Origin of the sequence: Plantibacter sp. CFBP 8798, from assembly GCF_014841195.1 — a bacterium.
Lineage (GTDB): Bacteria > Actinomycetota > Actinomycetes > Actinomycetales > Microbacteriaceae > Plantibacter > Plantibacter auratus.
Map to the genome: position 1 here is coordinate 933766 of NZ_JACYTS010000003.1, position 15883 is coordinate 949648.

Genomic DNA, 15883 nt, shown 5'->3' on the forward strand with positions numbered 1-15883 from the left:
GTCACCAACGGTGGGTGATGCAGCCGCACACCCGCCACTGGTGACAGTTCGCGGGCTGCGGCAGGCTACGGGACGCGGGTGAGCCAGGCGTCGGTGGCGAACTTGTCGGTGACGAGCTGCTCGGCGGCGGCGCGCTCGGCATCCGTGACATGGCCAGGGGTCGCGCCGGTGATCTCGACGAAGGTGTCCTTCATGCGATCGATGATCTCGGCCCGCGAGAGCCCGGTCTGGCTGCGGAGCGGGTCGACGCGTTTGGCGGCCGAGGTGGTGCCCTTGTCGCTGAGCTTCTCGCGCCCGATGCGGAGCACCTGCGTCATGAGCTCGCCGTCCATGTCGTAGCTCATCGTGACGTGGTGCAGCACGGCGCCGTTCCCGAGCCGCTTCTGCGCGGCACCGCCGATCTTTCCCGACGGGCTCGTGATGTCGTTGAGCGGCTGGTACGTCGCCTCGATGCCGAGCGAACGCAGAGCGACGAGCACCCAGTCGTCGAGGTAGGCGTAGGAGCCGGCGAAGGTCATGCCGTTCACGAGCTCGGCCGGGACGTAGAGCGAGTAGGTGATGATGCCACCGCGCTGCATCATCATCGCGCCACCGCCGGAGACGCGGCGGACGACCTCGAAGCCGTTCGCCTTCGCGTTGTCGAGGTCGACCTCGTTCTTGAGCGACTGGAAGCTGCCGATGACGACCGCCGACTGGTCCCACTCCCAGATGCGGAGCGTCGGACCGCGGCGGCCCTCGCCGACCTCGTTCGTCAGCACCTCGTCGAGCGCGAGGTGGAGTTGCGGCGACACCGAGCCCTCATGGATGAGCTGCCAGTCGTAGTCGCCCCAGCCCGTCGCCTTCGCGAGGGAGCGGCGAATGGCCGTCGCGACCGCCTCGGGCGTGAAGCCGAGGAGCACGGCATCCTCCGGCAGCGCACCGCGGATGGCGGCGGCGAGACCTGCGGCATCGGTGGTGGCGGGGAGCCCCGTGACGGCGCGGTCGATCAGCGCGAGCGCGTCGTCGGGTTCGAGGAAGAAGTCACCGGCGAGGCGGAAGTCCGCGATGCGGTCGTCGACCACCTCGAGATCGACGACGACGAGCTTGCCACCCGGGACCTTGTACTCACCATGCATGCCCCCAGCCTATTCCTGGACGGCGTCCGGATTCCCCGGAAGGGGCGTCGAACCAGGTCAGGAGTCGAAGCCGATGCCGAAGCGGTCCATCACCTTCAGGAGCATGCCGTCGCGGCCCTCGTTCGCGTCGGAACGGGCGACCGCGCGGCGGACGGTCTGGATCGCGGGGTTCGCGATGGGCTCCGGCGGGATGGGGATCGGTTTGGACCGCACCATCTTCAGGCGGGTCAGATCGGTCGACTCACCACTCAGGAGATCGAGCATGACCTTCGCCCCGAAGCGCGTCGCGCCGACCCCGAGTCCGGTGAACCCGGCGCTGTAGGCGACGCGCCCGCCGAGTGCCGTGCCTTGGAACGCCGACAGCCGCGAACACATGTCGATCATGCCGCCCCACGCGTGGGTGAACCGGACGTCGAGTTGCGGGTAGGTCGTGAAGAAGTGGTCGGCGAGGGTCTCGAACGTCTCGCGGCGCTGATCGTGCTCCGGTCGGATCCTGCCACCCCGGTGGTAGACCGCGTCGAAGCCGCCGTAGAGGATGCGGTCGTCGGCTGACCGGCGGGAGTAGTGGAACTCACGACTCGAATCGGCGATGCCGAAGCGGTCGGTCCAACCGATGCTCTCGAGCTGTTCCGGGGAGAGCGGCTCGGTCATGAGCACGTAGTCGTACACGGGGATCGTCAGGAGCTCCGTGCGCTTGAGGAGCGACGGGAAGCCGTTGGTGGCGAGCGCGACCTGCCGAGCCTGTACCCCGCCCTGCTTCGTGGTCACCGCGACGCCGTCGCCCGAGCGCCGCAGCCGGGTCGCCGGGGTGTGCTCGAAGACCCGCACGCCGAGCTCGATGCACGCGCGCTTCAGACCCCAGGCGAGCTTCGCCGGGTGGACGAGCGCGGTGCTCTTCCACTCGCGCTGACCAGCCAGGTACACCGGCGAATGCACGAGTGCCTGGACAGCCTCGCGATCGAGGAACACACCGTCCCCCGACACCTCGCGCAGCGCGTCCACCTGGTGCGGCTCGGTCGCGACGGTGAGCACACCCGTGTGCTCGAACTCGGCGTCGATCCCGAGGCGGTCGAGCGTGGCTACGAACTCGTCGAAGTTCTCGTCCGCCAGGCGATCGAGCTCCGGCAGTTCGTCGGCGAAGTGGCGCTCGCCGTTGTCGACGCCGTGGGTGAGGCTCTCCTCGAAGAAGCCGCCGTTCCGGCCACTCGCCGCCCAGCCGACCTCCTTGCCCTCGATGAGCACGACGTCACGCGAGGGGTCGGCCTCCTTGGCGATGAGCGCCGTCCAGAGTCCGGAATAGCCGCCACCGACGACCAGGAGATCCGCCGTGACCTGGCCGACGAGTCGAGGCTCCGGCGACGGCCGATCAGGGCTGTCGAGCCAGTACGGGACCGTGCTCGCTCCCGCGAGCGACAGCGCGATGCGCTCCGCCGAGTTCCGTCTGCGGTGGCTGTAGGTGGGTCCGTCCGAGGTCACCGGGTCTCCTCTGCGTCGAGTGTGGGTGCCGCGACTGTACCCCGCGGCCTCTGAGCTTGTCACCGGGTGGTGGCGTTCGCTGCCCTTCGACAGGCTCAGGGACCGGAGCGGGCGCTCACGGACCGGAGCGGGCGCTCACGGACCGGGGCGGGCGCTGCCGGGCCGGGGCGGCTCAGGTGCGCTTGTCGAGCCACTCCACGACGTCGCGCTCGACGTCCTCGCGGTTCAGCTCGTTGAAGATCTCGTGCCGCGCCTCGGGGTAGATGACGAGCGTCACGTCCGTCAGCTTCGACCGTTTCACGTACGCGTCGCGGAGGAGGGTCAGGCCACGGACACCACCGAGGGAGTCGTCGGATCCGCCCAGAATCAGTACGGGCAGCTTGCGCGGCAGACGCTTCGGCGGGCGACCGAGGAAGGCGAACGCCTGGATCGGGTTCCACACCGGGGTGACGCCGATGTCGAAGTTGCGCTCGTCGGCGGCGAATGCGGCCCAGGCGGCCGGGTCGCGGTTGAGCCACTCGAGACCGGTCTTCCCGGTCTTCCGCCAGCGCTTGTTGAGGTCGCCGGCGTTGATGACGCCGGGCATCGCGAGCGAGGTGCCCGAGAGGACGAGGAGCTCGTAGAGGTCGTGTTCGGCGACGACCTTCTGCGCCATGAGCGAGCCCCAGCTGTGCCCGAGCAAGGCGAGCCGCGACTCGGGGAAGCGGGCCCGCAGGTGTCGGCCGACGGCGGCGACGGAGTCGATCGCGCCCCGGGTCGTCCGCGGGCCGAGCTTGCCGAGGCCGAGGTGTTCGAGCCCCGTGCGACCGTGGCCGCGGTGGTCGTCGGCCGCGACCGTGTACCCCGCGTCGTTGAGCCGTGCGGCGAGGCGACCGTAGCGGAGGGCGTGCTCCCCCGCACCGTGGGCGATGTGCACGACGGCCCGCGGATTCGGCACCTCCCACAGGTAGACGTAGACCGTGACGCCGTCGTCGTCGACGATCGTCTCGGTCGCATACGGTCGCGGCTCGACGGGGCGGTTCGCGTCGTCGACGGGTGGCGGGGTCTGCTCGCTCATCCCGCCAGCGTAGGCCCTCGGCCCGGCGGCGTGGCGAGTCCGTTTGCAGTTCCCGGAGGGCAGGCGTACGGTGAACGAGGCCCGAACGGCGGGCCGGCAGGTTTCGACGGAAGCGAGGTGAGCGGCCATGGCTGGTGACAGTATCCGCGCCATCGCATCGACGAACCGCCTCGCCTCCCTCACCCGGTAGGCGCTGCCACCGCCGGTGCCGAGGCGCCCTCACTCACACCTCCCCGGGTGCGATCCACCGCGATCGCCTGCACCCGCGCGGCCGCCGCACGTTCCCGTCGATCGATGGACGGAGACCTCATGGCACTCATCGACAACGGCATCTACGTGACCGGACGGCGCTCGGCGAGCCCGCGATCGCTCGACGCGACGTACGAGCTCCTCAACGAACAGCGGGGCATGGCCTGGATCGGTCTGTACCGCCCGGAACCGTCGGAGATCCGCTCCGTCGCTCAGGAGTTCGACCTGCATCCGCTCGCCGTCGAGGACGCCCTGAAGGGCCATCAGCGGGCGAAGCTCGAACGCTACGGCGACACGCTGTTCGTCGTCCTGCGTCCGGCACGCTACCTGGACGAGGAGGAGCGGGTCGAGTTCGGCGAGGTGCACCTGTTCGTCGGACCCGGGTTCGTCGTCACGGTCCGTCACGCGGAGAAGCCCGACCTCGGCCAGGTCCGGCGGCGACTCGAAGCCCGGCCCGACATCCTCGCGCTCGGCCCCGACGCCGTCCTGCACGCCGTGCTCGACCAGGTCGTCGACGGCTACGGTCCCGTCGTCGCGGGGCTCGAGAACGACATCGACGAGATCGAGGACGAGCTCTTCGGCGACGCTGCGGACGTCTCGCGTCGCATCTACGAGCTGCTGCGTCAGGTCATCGCGTTCCAGCGCGCGACCACGCCCCTGCGGGCCATGCTCCACGGCCTGCTGCAAGGCGCCGACAAGTACGGTCTCGACGAGGAGCTGCGCAACGGCTTCCGCGACGTCCTCGACCACACCCTCCGGATCGCGGAGCGCGTCGACTCCTTCCGTCACCTGCTCCGGAACGCGCTGACGGTGCACGCGACGCTCATGACGCAGCAGCAGAACGAGGAGATGCGACGCCTCTCGGAGGCGAGCCTCGCGCAGAACGAGGAGTCGCGTCGGATGAGCGAGACGGCGCTGGCGCAGAACGAGGAGATCAAGCGGATCTCCTCCTGGGCGGCGATCCTCTTCGCCCCGACACTCATCGGCACCGTCTACGGCATGAACTTCGACGACATGCCGGAGCTCCACTGGCAGTTCGGCTACCCGGTCGCGATCGGAGCGATGCTCGTCCTCTCCGGCACTCTCTACGCCATCTTCCGAGCGCGCCGCTGGCTCTGACCGCACCCCAGCCCGCGAACTGTCACCAACGGTCAGTCCTGAACCCCGTGCACTGTCGGTTGGTGACAGTTCGCGGGTTTACTTAGGGTGGCTAATTTGCTAGGCTAATGAATCGTGGCAAGCGGAGCAGCAACGAAGACCAGGGCACTGACGATCGCCGAGCAGGCGTCCGAACTCCGGATGGGCACCTTCCGGCTCGCGAGACGACTGCGTGGGGAGAAGTCGGTCGACGACCTCAGCGATCCGCAGTTCTCCGTCCTCGGAGGGCTCTACAAAGAGGGCTCCGCAACCCTGCGGGCACTGGCCGAACGCGACCGCGTGTCCGCGCCATCCATGAATCGCACCGTCAACTGCCTCGAAGAGGCCGGGTACGTCACCCGAGAAACCGACGCGGCCGACCGCCGGAAGGTCACCATCGCCCTCACCGAAGCGGGCCACACCACCGTCACCGAGACCGTCCGGAAACGCGACGCGTGGATCACCCAGCAGCTGCGCGCGCTCACCCCGGACGAACGCGACACCCTCGCCCGCGCAGCCGAGATCATGAGGAGACTCGCCACCCAGTGAGTGCAATGTTCCGTTCCCTGTCCAGCGTCAACTACCGCATCTGGTTCATCGGCGCCCTTGTGTCGAACGTCGGCGCCTGGATGCAGGCCACCACCCAGAACTGGGTCGTGCTGACCGACCTCACCGACAACGACGCCGTGGCCGTCGGCGCCACCATGGCCCTGCAATTCGGACCGCAGCTCGTCCTCGTGCCGATCACCGGTCTCATCGCCGACCGCTTCGACAAGCGGAAGATCCTCATCCTCACCCAGTCGAGCCTCATGCTCCTGGCCGCAGCGCTCGGCGCCCTGCTCATCTTCGGTCACGCCGAGCTGTGGCACATGTACCTCTTCGCGCTGGCCCTCGGCATCATCAACGCCGTCGACGGCCCGGCCCGGCAGACCTTCGTCTCCGAGCTCGTCGACGAGCACAACATGTCGAACGCCGTCGCGCTCAACTCGGCGTCCTTCAACGCGGCGCGCATGGTCGGCCCCGCCATCGCCGGTCTCCTCATCGTCGCGATCGGCTCCGGGTGGGTGTTCGTCGTGAACGCCTTCACGTTCCTCGGCGTCATCGGCGCCCTGTTGGCACTCCGCACCGGCAAGCTCCGTCGCGCGCCGCGCCCACCTCGGGCTCGAGGACAGTTCGTCGAGGGCTTCCGCTACGTCCGCGGGCGGCCGGACCTCATGGTCATCTTCGTGATCGTGTTCATCATGGGCGCGTTCGGCATGAACTTCCCGATCTTCGCCTCGACCATGGCCGTCGAGTTCGGCAAGGGAGCTGGCGAGTACGGCATCCTCTCGTCGGTGCTCGCGATCGGTTCCCTGACCGGGGCACTCCTCGCGGCGCGGCGGGCGAAGGCCCAGATGCGGATGATCGTCGGCGCGGCCGGGCTCTTCGGGGTCGCTGCACTCACGGCCGCGTTCATGCCGAGCTACTGGTCGTTCGCCGCCGTGCTGATCCTCGTCGGCTTCTCGACGGTGACGCTCCTGACCACCGCGAACGGACTCGTGCAGACGAGCACCGAGGCGGCCGTCCGTGGCCGGGTGATGGCGCTGTACATGGCGATCCTCATGGGTGGCACCCCGATCGGCGCGCCCATCGTCGGGTGGGTGGCGAACACCTTCGGGCCGCGCTGGGCGCTCGGCCTGGGCGCACTCGCCGGCTTCGCCGCCTGCGCCACCGGCCTGGCCTACGGGGTGTTCCGTCATCACCTCCGCCTGCGCGTGGCGCCCGACTCCCGCTGGCGCCTGCAGTTCACCCACGACGGCGTCGTCTCCCCGGTCACGCCGGAGGACTTCTCGGAGCAGATCGCGCTCACCTCGCCGATCCCGCTGCCGAAGCCGAAGTCGCGCGCGAAGGCGCCCGAGCCGCGTTCGGAGTCGCGTCCCGAATCGTCGCCGGTCGACGAGTCGACGACCCTCACCGGCTCCCGCCGCTAGACGGTCCTCCGCTCCGACCCGCTCGGCGTTCACAACTCCTGCATCCTGCGACCGCCGGGGCTCCCGGGCGGGCGGGGCGGCGGGCGACGCGGTCGGCCGTCACCGGCAGCAGGAGTTACGAACGAGCCGCCACCGGACGGACGCTCGGGACCCAGCACCGCAGGTCCTCGCGGTAGCGGCGGTACGGCTCGCCGAAGCGCGCCTCGAGGTCGGCCTCTTCGACCGGCCGGACCAGGACGTTCCAGACGACGGCGCCGAAGACCGCGTAGACGACGACGATCCAGGACGACAGCAGGAGTCCGACGCCTACGCCTTGGACGATACTGCCGACGGCCATCGGATTGCGGACGAAGCGATACGGTCCGGCGATGACGAGCCGGTTCGGCATCGCGGCGGGCAGTGGCGTCCCACCCCCGGTCGTCGCCATCGCGGCTGCGGACCAGAGCCCGACGACGCTCCCGAGCACTACGACGACGATGCCGGCGATGACGGCGAGCTGCTCCGCACCCGGCGGCAGGGCGATCGCGACCCGCCACCGCAGCTCGAAGAACCGCAGGACGGCGGGGATCACCGCGAGGAAGACGCCCCAGAACGCGACGATCTCGACGGCGGTCCTCACGAGTTGCGAACCGGTCGACGCCGACGCATCGGCTGGGCGGAACGCGAACGGCCCGATGGCGATCCACGCTCTCGGGATCCCGCCGGTGAGGACGAGCGCGAGTGCCGTGACCGAGCCGACCGCGGCGCCGACCATCAGCAGGGCGCCGATCCCCGCCTCCTGGGTCGCGGCCGCGAAGATCCCCAGTGACACGGTGACCAGCAGCGTCCATCCGGTCGCGAGGATCGCCGCCCATCGGATGGCGCATGCGGCGAGCGCCGAGGCGACGACGAAGAGTGGGACGTCGAGCACGGCCGTGACGACGGGGTCGAGGCTGCCGAGCGTCGCCGCACGGACGGGCGGGACGAGGAACACCGACACCCACCATGCTGCGCCGGCGAGGGCCTGCACGGCGAAGTACCAGCGCCCCCAGCGCTCGGCGCTCATGCGATCGTCGGTGGCGGTGTCGGCGGCGTCATCGACGTCGGCGGGCGATGAGCCACGCGACGAGGCGCCAACCCAGGAGGAGTGCGGCGAGGACCAGGACGGTCACGATGACGAAGCTGAGTTGGACGCCCTGGCCGGAGACCGCGCGCAGCACCATCCCGACGACGACGGTCGACACCCAGACGACGACGCCGGCCCAGCGGACGGAGCGGGTCTCGCGCTGACCGAGGACGAGCGCGAGGACGTGTCCGACGAGGAGTCCGACGGCGAACGGCCACAGCGTCACGAGGAGTCCGAGGATGCCTTCGCCGTGGCTGGCGCGGCCGATGAGGACGAACACGATGACGGCGAGGAGGTCGATGCCGACGGTCGCGGCGAATCCGGCGGGGGTCCTGCTGGGGCGGTCCATCCCCTCACCCTATTGGCGTCGCCGCCGCCCACCCTGGAGGGTGGCCGCATGGCGCGCTGCGGGGTCTGTCGCTCGGTGCCGTCGCTGGCTACGATGGCGCTGACACCCGATCGACGAAGGAGCCGTCATGTCGTTCCAGGCCTATCTCGATGCCGCCGAGGCGAAGACCGGTAAGACCCCGCGTGAGCTCGTCGACGAGGCGAACGCCCGCGGCTTCGACGCGTCGACCAAGGCAGGCGAGATCCTCGAGTGGCTGAAGACGGACTACGAGCTCGGCCGGGGTCATGGGATGGCGCTCGTGCACGTCATCAAGAACGGTCCGACGATCAGCGAAAAGCACGTCGGCACCGACGGGGTGCACCGCGACGAGTCGACCGAACTCTGGCTCGACGGAGCGGCGACGAAGCCCGCCGCTAGCTGACCTGCCCGGGTTGCTGCCAGCGCGGTGCGCTGACGCGAGCGCGGGTCTGGCGCGTGAGCGCGCCCCTCTGGAGCCCCGCGCTCACCCGCCAGACCCGCGCTGAAGCCTGAACACCGCCGCTCGCGTCAGCGCTCCGCGCTGGGTCCGGGACACCGACATTCGCGTCAGCGCACCGCGCGGGCGGGCGGACACACCGCTCAGTACCAGAAGATCGGAATCCAGTCGCGATGGTGCGCGTGCACGATCGCGAGGAAGACGATCGCGTCGAAGAGCAGGTGGACCGCGAGGATGTAGCCGAGCGACCGCGTCTTCGAGAACAGGTAGCCCTGCAGCAGCGCGAACGGGAACGTCAGCAGCGGACCCCATGACCGGTAACCGAGTTCCCAGAGGAACGACACGAAGATGACGGCCTGCAGCAGGTTCGCCTGCCAGACCGGGAAGTGCCGTCGCAGCAGGGCGAAGCAGGTGCAGATGAAGAACAGTTCATCCCACGTGCCGACCGCGTTGACGCCGACGAAGAACCGGCCGAGTTCCCCGGCGTCGCTGATCACCGGCCAGTTCTCGTAGGCGCCGGATCGGATGAAGTAGAACGGCAGGATCGCCCAACCGAGGAGCGGGACGGCGAACAGGTACGCGATCTCGCCCTTCGTCTTCTTCTCGCGACTCCGCCAGGGGAACGTGATCGCCTTCCGCCGGTACACGAAGCGGTCGATGAGGAACGGGACACCGACCGCCAGCAGCAGCACGGTGCCGATCCGGAAGAAGCTCGGCCAGGAGACGTCGGCCTCCACCGACGTGGTCGACACGATGCCGATCCCGATGGCGATGAGGAACAGGTCCTGTGCGAGGGCTCGGTCGATGAGGATCGCGGCGACGAGGGCGGCGACGAGCAGCGGGTAGCCGGCGAGCGGCTGCATGAGGCCGAAGAGGCAGAACGCGGACGCGGCGAGCAGCACCGCGGGGATCAGCTTCATCGGGCGGCGGGCCGGGACGATCATCTCGGTCTGCATGCCGTCGATCCTACGGGTGCCGGCGCGGGGCGCTGGGGCGACCGCGGGGTTGTGGGCGTCGGCGCGGTGCGCTGACACGAGAGCGCCCGAACGGGCACCACCGCGGGGCCAGCGCGTGAGCGCGACGCTCCGGAGACCCGCGCTCACGCGCATGACCCGCGCTCACGCCAGCGCACCGCGCTGGCGCATCCACCGAGGAGGGTCTCCCCGCGGTGCACCCGGGTCAGGCCTCTCGGGTGATCTCGACCTTCACGAAGAGCTTCGAGCGGTAGGGGCCCGCGTACACCCCACGGAGTGGGGAGACGTCACCGTAGTCACGACCCCGCCCGATGAGGACGTGACGCTCGCCCACGTCGACCATGTTGGTCGGGTCGAATCCACGCCAGTCACCGCAGAACCACTCGACCCACGCGTGCGACTCCCCCGTCACCGTCTCGCCGATCGCCGCATGCGGCTTCGGGTGCAGGTACCCCGACACGTAGCGGGCCGGGATCCCCACCGAGCGCAGCGCTCCGAGGACGATGTGCGTGATGTCCTGACAGACGCCCTTGCGGTTCGCCCACGCCTCGGCAGCGGTCGAGTACACACTCGTGACGCCCTGCACGTAGTCCATCTGCTCGCCGATCTCCCGGCTGATGGCCATCGCGGCCTCGCACGGGCTCTCGTAGCGGTCGGCGATGGTCCGGGCGAGCTCGACGAGGTCGTCCGGCGGGGTCGTCCGTCGTGTCTGTTCCAGGTGCTCCACCCGGGTCACGGCGGCCTGGGTCGCGATGTCGAGCTGCTCCCAGCCGGTCGGGTGCGGCTCATGCTTGCGCGGCCGGACCTCGACGAGGCTCGTCGCCGTGAGCGAGAGCTCCTCGTGCGGCGTCAGCACCTCGAACGCCGAGACCTTCATGCCCCAGTAGTCGGTGTACGTCGACTGCGACGCCCCGGGCTGGATGTCGATGTGCGAGTACAGGACGTACTGGTCCTCGGTCGTCACCGGCAGCATGCGCGCCTCGTTGTACGACGCGTTGACCTTGCCGCCGTAGGAGAAGCCCGTGCTGTGCTTGATGTGGAGCCGGGTCATGAGTTCTCTCCGATCCACGCGGGCACCGCATGAGTGGGGAAGTAGCGTTCGCGGATCGCCTCCGACACCTGGCTGGTGACGTTCTGTACGGCGTCCATCCGACCGGGGAGGTCGACGAGCGTGTCCTGGATGGGCCGGTACTCGAGGTCGCTGCGGATCTGACCGAGCAGGCGCTGGGCGGAATCAACCGTCCCGACGCGGCCTCGGCGCGGTTCGAGGTCGCGCATGCACTCCTCGGCCCGACTGATGGAGAACATGACCGACCGGGGGAAGAGCTGGTCGAGCAGGAGGAACTCGGCCGCGTTCTTCGCGCTCGGCATGCCGCGGTACGTGCGGAGGTAGGCCTCGTAGGCGCCGCAGGAGCGGAGGATCGTCGTCCAGGACGGACCGCTCGCCTCGGTGAGCGACCGCGTCGCCAGGAGTCGGGCCGTCATGTCGGCGCGTTCGAGGCTGCGACCGAGGGTGAAGAAGCGCCAGGCGTCGTCACGACTCGTGGCGGAGTCGACGATGCCGACGGCGAGGGCCGAACGCTCGCGCACCCAGCCGAAGAACTCGTGCACCTTGTCGCTCGCGACGCGACGCGGCATCCGGGCACGGGTCGTGTTGAGGCACTCCCAGAGCTCGGTCGACACGATCTCGCGGGCGCGCCGGGCGTTCTCGCGGGCGGCGCCGAGCGAGTAGGCGATCGACGCCGGGTGCGTGCGGTCGACGGCGAGCTGCGCGAGGACGTCCTGGCGGGTGAGCTCCTGGTCGGCGGGCGCGTCGCTGCCCATGACGGACAGCAGCGACCGGCAGGCGGTGTCCTCGTCGATCCACGGGTCCTCGAGCAGCAGCTGCAGGTGGACGTCGAGGATGCGCGCGGTACCGTCACTGCGTTCGATGTAGCGGCCGATCCAGAAGAGGCTCTCGGCGATGCGGCTCAGCATGATGCGTCCTCCTGCGTCGACCCGTCGGCAGCGGGCTCGGCGAGCGTCTGCTGCTGTTGCTCCTGCTGGTCCTGGTTGCCGGCCGGACGGTCCTGGGGCGAGTGCTCGGGGGTCGTGCCGTGGTCGTAGATGATCGGGATCGACGTCGTCTCGGTCGTGGCCTGCTCGGCGACGAGACCCTGGATGTCGTGCGAGGACGCCTCGGGCGCCGCGTTGGGGTCGAACGGACGTCCGACGACCCAGGTGTCCTTCGAGCCGCCGCCCTGGCTGGAGTTCACGACCAACTGCCCCTCGGGGAGGGCGACACGCGTCAGGCCGCCTGGCAGCACCCAGACGTCGTTGCCGTCGTTCACCGCGAACGGTCGCAGGTCGGCGTGGCGGGGACGCATGCCGTCCTCGACGAGCGTCGGGATGGTGGAGAGCATGACGACCGGCTGCGCGATCCAGCCGCGCGGGTCCTCCTGCAGCTTCGTCTTGAGGGTCGCGAGCTCCTCCTTCGACGCGTCCGGACCCACGACGAGGCCCTTGCCGCCGGAGCCGTCGACGGGCTTGATGACGAGCTCGTCCAGGCGGTCGAGCACTTCCTCGAGGGCGAGCGGGTCCTCGAGACGCCAGGTGTCGACGTTCGGGAGGATCGCGTCCTCCGCGAGGTAGTACTTGATGAGGTCGGGCAGGTACGTGTAGACGAGCTTGTCGTCGGCGACACCGTTCCCGACCGCGTTCGCGATGGTCACGTTGCCGAGGCGCGCGGCGAGCATGAGCCCGGGCGAACCGAGCATGGAGTCGGCGCGGAACGACAGCGGGTCGAGGAACTCGTCGTCGACACGGCGGTAGATGACGTCGACGCGCGTGGGCCCGGCGGTCGTGCGCATGAAGACCTTGCCGCCGGAGCAGAAGAGGTCGCGGCCCTCGACGAGCTCGACGCCCATGAGCCGCGCGAGCAGCGTGTGCTCGAAGTACGCGGAGTTGTACACGCCGGGGGTGAGGACGACGACGTTCGGGTCCTCGACGCCGGGCGGGGCCGACGCACGCAGCGCCTGCAGAAGCTTGTTGGGGTAGTCGCCGACCGGACGGACGCGCATCGACACGAACAGCTCGGGGAGCGTCTGCGCCATCACACGACGGTTGGAGATGACGTAGCTGACGCCCGACGGCACCCGGACGTTGTCCTCGAGGACACGCATCTGACCGTGCTCGTCGCGGATGAGGTCGATGCCGGAGACCTGGATGCGGACGCCGTTCGCCGCCTGGATCCCGTAGGCCTGCCGGTGGAAGTGCGACGACGAGGAGATGAGCTTCGCGGGGATGACGCCGTCGCGTACGGCGAGCTGCGGGCCGTAGACGTCGGCGAGGAAGGCCTCGAGCGCCTTGACACGCTGCTTGATGCCGGCCTCGACCTGCGTCCACTCCTGCTGCTCGATCACTCGCGGGACCGCGTCGAGCGGGAACGGACGCTCCTCGCCGGCGAAGTCGAAGGTCACGCCCTGGGCGAGGTAGGAGCTGGCGAGGGCGTCGGTGCGGCCTCGGAGCTCCTCCTGGGTCATCCGTGCGAGGGAGCTGTAGATCTCCTGATACGCCCGCCTGGCGGTCGCGCCACCCGCGTGTTCCGCCGCCTCGCCGAACATCTCGTCGAACGCGGGAACGCCGCCCGGAGTCTTGCGCGGGGCGAGCGTGCCGCCATAGCCGTTGAACAGGTCACCCATGGGCCGACTCTACCGGGACACATGTTGCCGGGGTGTTTCGGAGCGCGGAGAGGACGCCCCACCGTCCACCGAGCCACCCCACCGGCCACCGGGCCACCCCACCGGCCACCGAGCCACCCACCGGTCACCGAGCTTGTCGAGGTGCGCCCTTCGACAAGCTCAGGGACCGAAGGAGGTCGCTCAGGGACAGAAGGAGGTCGCTCAGGGACCGGCGGGGTGAAGCGAGCCCTACGCGACCGAGGCGGCGGTGAGGGCGGCCAGCTCGTCTGCGGAGAGCTCGAGCGTCGCGGAGGCGAGGAGGTCGGGCAGCTGCTCGACCGTGCGGGCACTCGCGATGGGAGCGGCGACGGTCGGCTGCGAGCGGAGCCACGCGAGCGAGACCGTCGCGACCGAGACGCCGTGGGCGGCGGCGACCTCGTCGAGGACCGGCAGGAGCGCGGCGTGGTCGGCCAGGTAGGCCTGGGCACCCTCGGCGCGGACGCTGTCGACCTGTGCCCCCTCGCGGTACTTGCCCGTCAGGAAGCCCTTCGCGAGCGAGAAGTACGGCAGCACGGCGAGCTGCTCGCGCTCGGCGATCGTGCGCAGCTCCCCCTCGAAGTCGCGTTCGACGAGGTTGTAGTGCGGCTGGAGCGCGATCGGGCGGTGGAGACCCTTCGCCTCGACGATCTCGAACCATTCGGCGATGCGCGCTGCGGAGTAGTTGGAGATGCCGAGGTAGCGGACCTTGCCGGCGTCGACGAGCGACGACAGCGCGGTCACCGTCTCCTCCAACGGCACGGACTCGTCGTCGAAGTGCGCGTAGTAGAGGTCGATGTGGTCGGTGCGGAGGCGCTCGAGCGAGGCGTCGGCGGCCTTCAGGATGTTGTCGGCCGCGAGGCCCTTGAAGTCGGGGTGCTGGCTGACCTTCGTCGCGATGACGAGCTCGTCGCGGTTACCGCGGAGTTCCTGCCACTCGCCGATGAGTCGCTCGGAGTCTCCGCCGGTGTTGCCGGGCACCCACGCGGAGTAGCCGTCGGCGGTGTCGATGAAATTGCCACCGCCCGCGACGAAGGCGTCGAGGATGTCGAACGAGGTCTGCCGGTCGGCGGTCCAGCCGAACACGTTGCCGCCGAGGTTCAGCGGGAAGACGGACAGGTCGGACGTTCCGAGGGTGGTGCGGGCGTGAGTCATCTGATGATCCTCCAGAGGTTCGGTGCATCGCTGGTACTTCTCCTCACGCTAAGCCCGCAGACGGCTCGACTATTCCGTCGTGTCGCCCGATGACGAGCGGGCCGCCGAGGCCGGACTGGCTCTCCACGGCCCGGCACCGACCGTCCTACAGTGGGCCGATGGGCTACCGCATCGACGACTCGAAGGACCGCATCGACCGGGACGCCGTGTGGGCCCTGCTCCGTGAGGTCTACTGGGCCAAATGGCGCAGCCGAACCGACGTCGAGGCACAGATCGACGACGCCTGGCGCGTGATCGGCGTGTACGAGGAGGAGACCGGCGCACAGGTCGGCTTCGCTCGGGCGGTGTCCGACGGACTCGGCTTCGGTTACCTCGCTGACGTCATCGTCCACGAAGCACACCGGGGCCACGGTCTCGGTAAGCGGATCGTGCAGGCCATGATCGACGACGGTCCCGGCGCGCACTTCCGGTGGACACTCTTCACGAGCGACGCGCACGGCCTCTACGAGCAGTTCGGGTTCACCGATCCCGGCCCGACGGCGCTCGTCCGTCCAGCCGCGCAGCTCCCCGTCCACCCGAGCCAGGTGCCGACCGCCTGAGGTGCGGAGACGCGTCGCGCGACGGTGACTCGAGGACGAATCGATGCACCTCACCGCAGGCCTCCAGCCGCGACGGGCTAGCGTTGACGTATGTGGATCTCCGACGACGGCCGGTACAACATCGTCGACGTGCCCGCGGAGGCGTATCCGGGGCGCGCCTATCTGCTCGAACTCGTCGCCGGTCTCGAACCCGACGAACTCCAGACGCTCGTGACCCGCATGCAGGCGTTCGACGACGCGATGATCGACCGGCTCGAGGTCCTCGTCGACGACGACGCCCCCGAGGTCGCACCGGATCCGGAGCGTGAGGCACCGTACGTCGACGAGATGATCCCGCGACGCGTCCTCGACTCGATCGACTGGGACGCGATCCTCACGCCACCGTTCCGGATCGAGGCGATCGACGTCGCCGGTGACCGCTGGCGCATGGACGCGTGGGCCTTCCTGGAGTCGATCGTCGAGCCGCCCGTCACCCGACCGAGCGCCCGCAACCTCGGCTCCTCCCCCGTCGACCCGGCGTAGACCGG

16 protein-coding genes are annotated in these 15883 nt (G+C 69.5%); 6 read left to right on the forward strand and 10 right to left on the reverse strand.

Features of this window, described 5'->3' with window-relative positions:
• Nucleotides 1–65: 65 nt before the first annotated feature.
• The 3 genes from IFU30_RS16970 to IFU30_RS16980 all read right to left on the reverse strand — a co-directional run bounded on the left by IFU30_RS16970 (nt 66) and on the right by IFU30_RS16980 (nt 3648).
• Complete coding sequence (locus tag IFU30_RS16970; protein WP_192006274.1) at nt 66–1115, reverse strand: lipoate--protein ligase family protein; 1050 nt, start codon at nt 1113–1115, stop codon at nt 66–68.
• A 57-nt stretch (nt 1116–1172) separates the two neighbouring features.
• Nucleotides 1173–2591, reverse strand: a complete 1419-nt coding sequence (locus IFU30_RS16975; RefSeq protein ID WP_342450889.1) for an NAD(P)/FAD-dependent oxidoreductase — start codon at nt 2589–2591, stop codon at nt 1173–1175.
• 172 nt (nt 2592–2763) lie between these two features.
• Nucleotides 2764–3648 (reverse strand): alpha/beta hydrolase, encoded by an 885-nt coding sequence (locus IFU30_RS16980; RefSeq protein WP_192006276.1) that lies wholly within the window; start codon nt 3646–3648, stop codon nt 2764–2766.
• Between the two features lie 309 nt (nt 3649–3957).
• On the opposite strand from IFU30_RS16980, the gene IFU30_RS16985 reads away from it, so the two are divergent.
• The 3 genes from IFU30_RS16985 (at nt 3958) to IFU30_RS16995 (ending at nt 7004) form a co-directional block, all read left to right on the forward strand.
• Complete coding sequence (locus IFU30_RS16985; RefSeq protein ID WP_064295772.1) at nt 3958–5016, forward strand: magnesium and cobalt transport protein CorA; 1059 nt, start codon at nt 3958–3960, stop codon at nt 5014–5016.
• Nucleotides 5017–5130: 114 nt separating this feature from the next.
• Nucleotides 5131–5583: a MarR family winged helix-turn-helix transcriptional regulator gene (locus IFU30_RS16990; RefSeq protein ID WP_229939713.1), complete on the forward strand. Its 453-nt coding sequence runs from the start codon at nt 5131–5133 to the stop codon at nt 5581–5583.
• Nucleotides 5584–5588: 5 nt separating this feature from the next.
• On the forward strand, nt 5589–7004 hold the full coding sequence (locus tag IFU30_RS16995) for an MFS transporter (protein WP_192006278.1): 1416 nt from the start codon (nt 5589–5591) through the stop codon (nt 7002–7004).
• A gap of 115 nt (nt 7005–7119) precedes the next feature.
• Here the strand turns inward: IFU30_RS16995 and IFU30_RS17000 are convergent, their stop codons facing one another.
• Together IFU30_RS17000 and IFU30_RS17005 are read right to left on the reverse strand one after the other, a co-directional pair.
• Nucleotides 7120–8049 carry a methyltransferase family protein gene (locus tag IFU30_RS17000; protein WP_192006280.1) on the reverse strand — a complete coding sequence of 310 codons (930 nt, stop codon included), beginning with the start codon at nt 8047–8049 and terminating at the stop codon, nt 7120–7122.
• Between the two features lie 28 nt (nt 8050–8077).
• Nucleotides 8078–8458 (reverse strand): DUF3054 domain-containing protein, encoded by a 381-nt coding sequence (locus IFU30_RS17005; RefSeq protein WP_124767594.1) that lies wholly within the window; start codon nt 8456–8458, stop codon nt 8078–8080.
• A 127-nt stretch (nt 8459–8585) separates the two neighbouring features.
• Between IFU30_RS17005 and IFU30_RS17010 the strand changes: the two genes are divergently transcribed.
• Nucleotides 8586–8879 (forward strand): DUF4287 domain-containing protein, encoded by a 294-nt coding sequence (locus IFU30_RS17010; RefSeq protein WP_192006282.1) that lies wholly within the window; start codon nt 8586–8588, stop codon nt 8877–8879.
• 197 nt (nt 8880–9076) lie between these two features.
• On the opposite strand, the gene IFU30_RS17015 is transcribed toward IFU30_RS17010, so the two are convergent.
• The 5 genes from IFU30_RS17015 to IFU30_RS17035 form a co-directional block, all read right to left on the reverse strand.
• Complete coding sequence (locus IFU30_RS17015; RefSeq protein WP_192006284.1) at nt 9077–9889, reverse strand: CPBP family intramembrane glutamic endopeptidase; 813 nt, start codon at nt 9887–9889, stop codon at nt 9077–9079.
• A gap of 223 nt (nt 9890–10112) precedes the next feature.
• Nucleotides 10113–10958, reverse strand: a complete 846-nt coding sequence (locus tag IFU30_RS17020) for a transglutaminase family protein (RefSeq protein WP_079706431.1) — start codon at nt 10956–10958, stop codon at nt 10113–10115.
• Nucleotides 10955–11884 (reverse strand): alpha-E domain-containing protein, encoded by a 930-nt coding sequence (locus tag IFU30_RS17025; protein ID WP_064295753.1) that lies wholly within the window; start codon nt 11882–11884, stop codon nt 10955–10957. Before IFU30_RS17025 ends, IFU30_RS17020 begins: the two co-directional genes overlap by 4 nt.
• On the reverse strand, nt 11878–13587 hold the full coding sequence (locus IFU30_RS17030) for a circularly permuted type 2 ATP-grasp protein (protein WP_192006286.1): 1710 nt from the start codon (nt 13585–13587) through the stop codon (nt 11878–11880). The genes IFU30_RS17025 and IFU30_RS17030 overlap by 7 nt, the downstream gene beginning before the upstream one ends.
• Nucleotides 13588–13815: 228 nt before the next feature.
• Complete coding sequence (locus IFU30_RS17035; RefSeq protein WP_192006288.1) at nt 13816–14757, reverse strand: aldo/keto reductase; 942 nt, start codon at nt 14755–14757, stop codon at nt 13816–13818.
• A gap of 158 nt (nt 14758–14915) precedes the next feature.
• Between IFU30_RS17035 and IFU30_RS17040 the strand changes: the two genes are divergently transcribed.
• Nucleotides 14916–15356, forward strand: a complete 441-nt coding sequence (locus IFU30_RS17040; protein ID WP_191942152.1) for a GNAT family N-acetyltransferase — start codon at nt 14916–14918, stop codon at nt 15354–15356.
• A gap of 90 nt (nt 15357–15446) precedes the next feature.
• Nucleotides 15447–15878, forward strand: a complete 432-nt coding sequence (locus IFU30_RS17045) for a hypothetical protein (protein ID WP_192006290.1) — start codon at nt 15447–15449, stop codon at nt 15876–15878.
• The last annotated feature ends 5 nt before the right edge of the window (nt 15879–15883 follow it).

Bases quoted from the DNA above. Each gene is read 5' to 3' on its own strand.
- IFU30_RS16970 (WP_192006274.1), bottom strand. From the start codon at position 1,115: ATGCATGGTGAGTACAAGGTCCCGGGTGGCAAGCTCGTCGTCGTCGAT.
- IFU30_RS16980 (WP_192006276.1), bottom strand. From the start codon at position 3,648: ATGAGCGAGCAGACCCCGCCACCCGTCGACGACGCGAACCGCCCCGTC.
- IFU30_RS16985 (WP_064295772.1), top strand. From the start codon at position 3,958: ATGGCACTCATCGACAACGGCATCTACGTGACCGGACGGCGCTCGGCG.
- IFU30_RS16995 (WP_192006278.1), top strand. From the start codon at position 5,589: ATGTTCCGTTCCCTGTCCAGCGTCAACTACCGCATCTGGTTCATCGGC.
- IFU30_RS17000 (WP_192006280.1), bottom strand. From the start codon at position 8,049: ATGAGCGCCGAGCGCTGGGGGCGCTGGTACTTCGCCGTGCAGGCCCTC.
- IFU30_RS17005 (WP_124767594.1), bottom strand. From the start codon at position 8,458: ATGGACCGCCCCAGCAGGACCCCCGCCGGATTCGCCGCGACCGTCGGC.
- IFU30_RS17010 (WP_192006282.1), top strand. From the start codon at position 8,586: ATGTCGTTCCAGGCCTATCTCGATGCCGCCGAGGCGAAGACCGGTAAG.
- IFU30_RS17015 (WP_192006284.1), bottom strand. From the start codon at position 9,889: ATGCAGACCGAGATGATCGTCCCGGCCCGCCGCCCGATGAAGCTGATC.
- IFU30_RS17020 (WP_079706431.1), bottom strand. From the start codon at position 10,958: ATGACCCGGCTCCACATCAAGCACAGCACGGGCTTCTCCTACGGCGGC.
- IFU30_RS17025 (WP_064295753.1), bottom strand. From the start codon at position 11,884: ATGCTGAGCCGCATCGCCGAGAGCCTCTTCTGGATCGGCCGCTACATC.
- IFU30_RS17030 (WP_192006286.1), bottom strand. From the start codon at position 13,587: ATGGGTGACCTGTTCAACGGCTATGGCGGCACGCTCGCCCCGCGCAAG.
- IFU30_RS17035 (WP_192006288.1), bottom strand. From the start codon at position 14,757: ATGACTCACGCCCGCACCACCCTCGGAACGTCCGACCTGTCCGTCTTC.
- IFU30_RS17040 (WP_191942152.1), top strand. From the start codon at position 14,916: ATGGGCTACCGCATCGACGACTCGAAGGACCGCATCGACCGGGACGCC.
- IFU30_RS17045 (WP_192006290.1), top strand. From the start codon at position 15,447: ATGTGGATCTCCGACGACGGCCGGTACAACATCGTCGACGTGCCCGCG.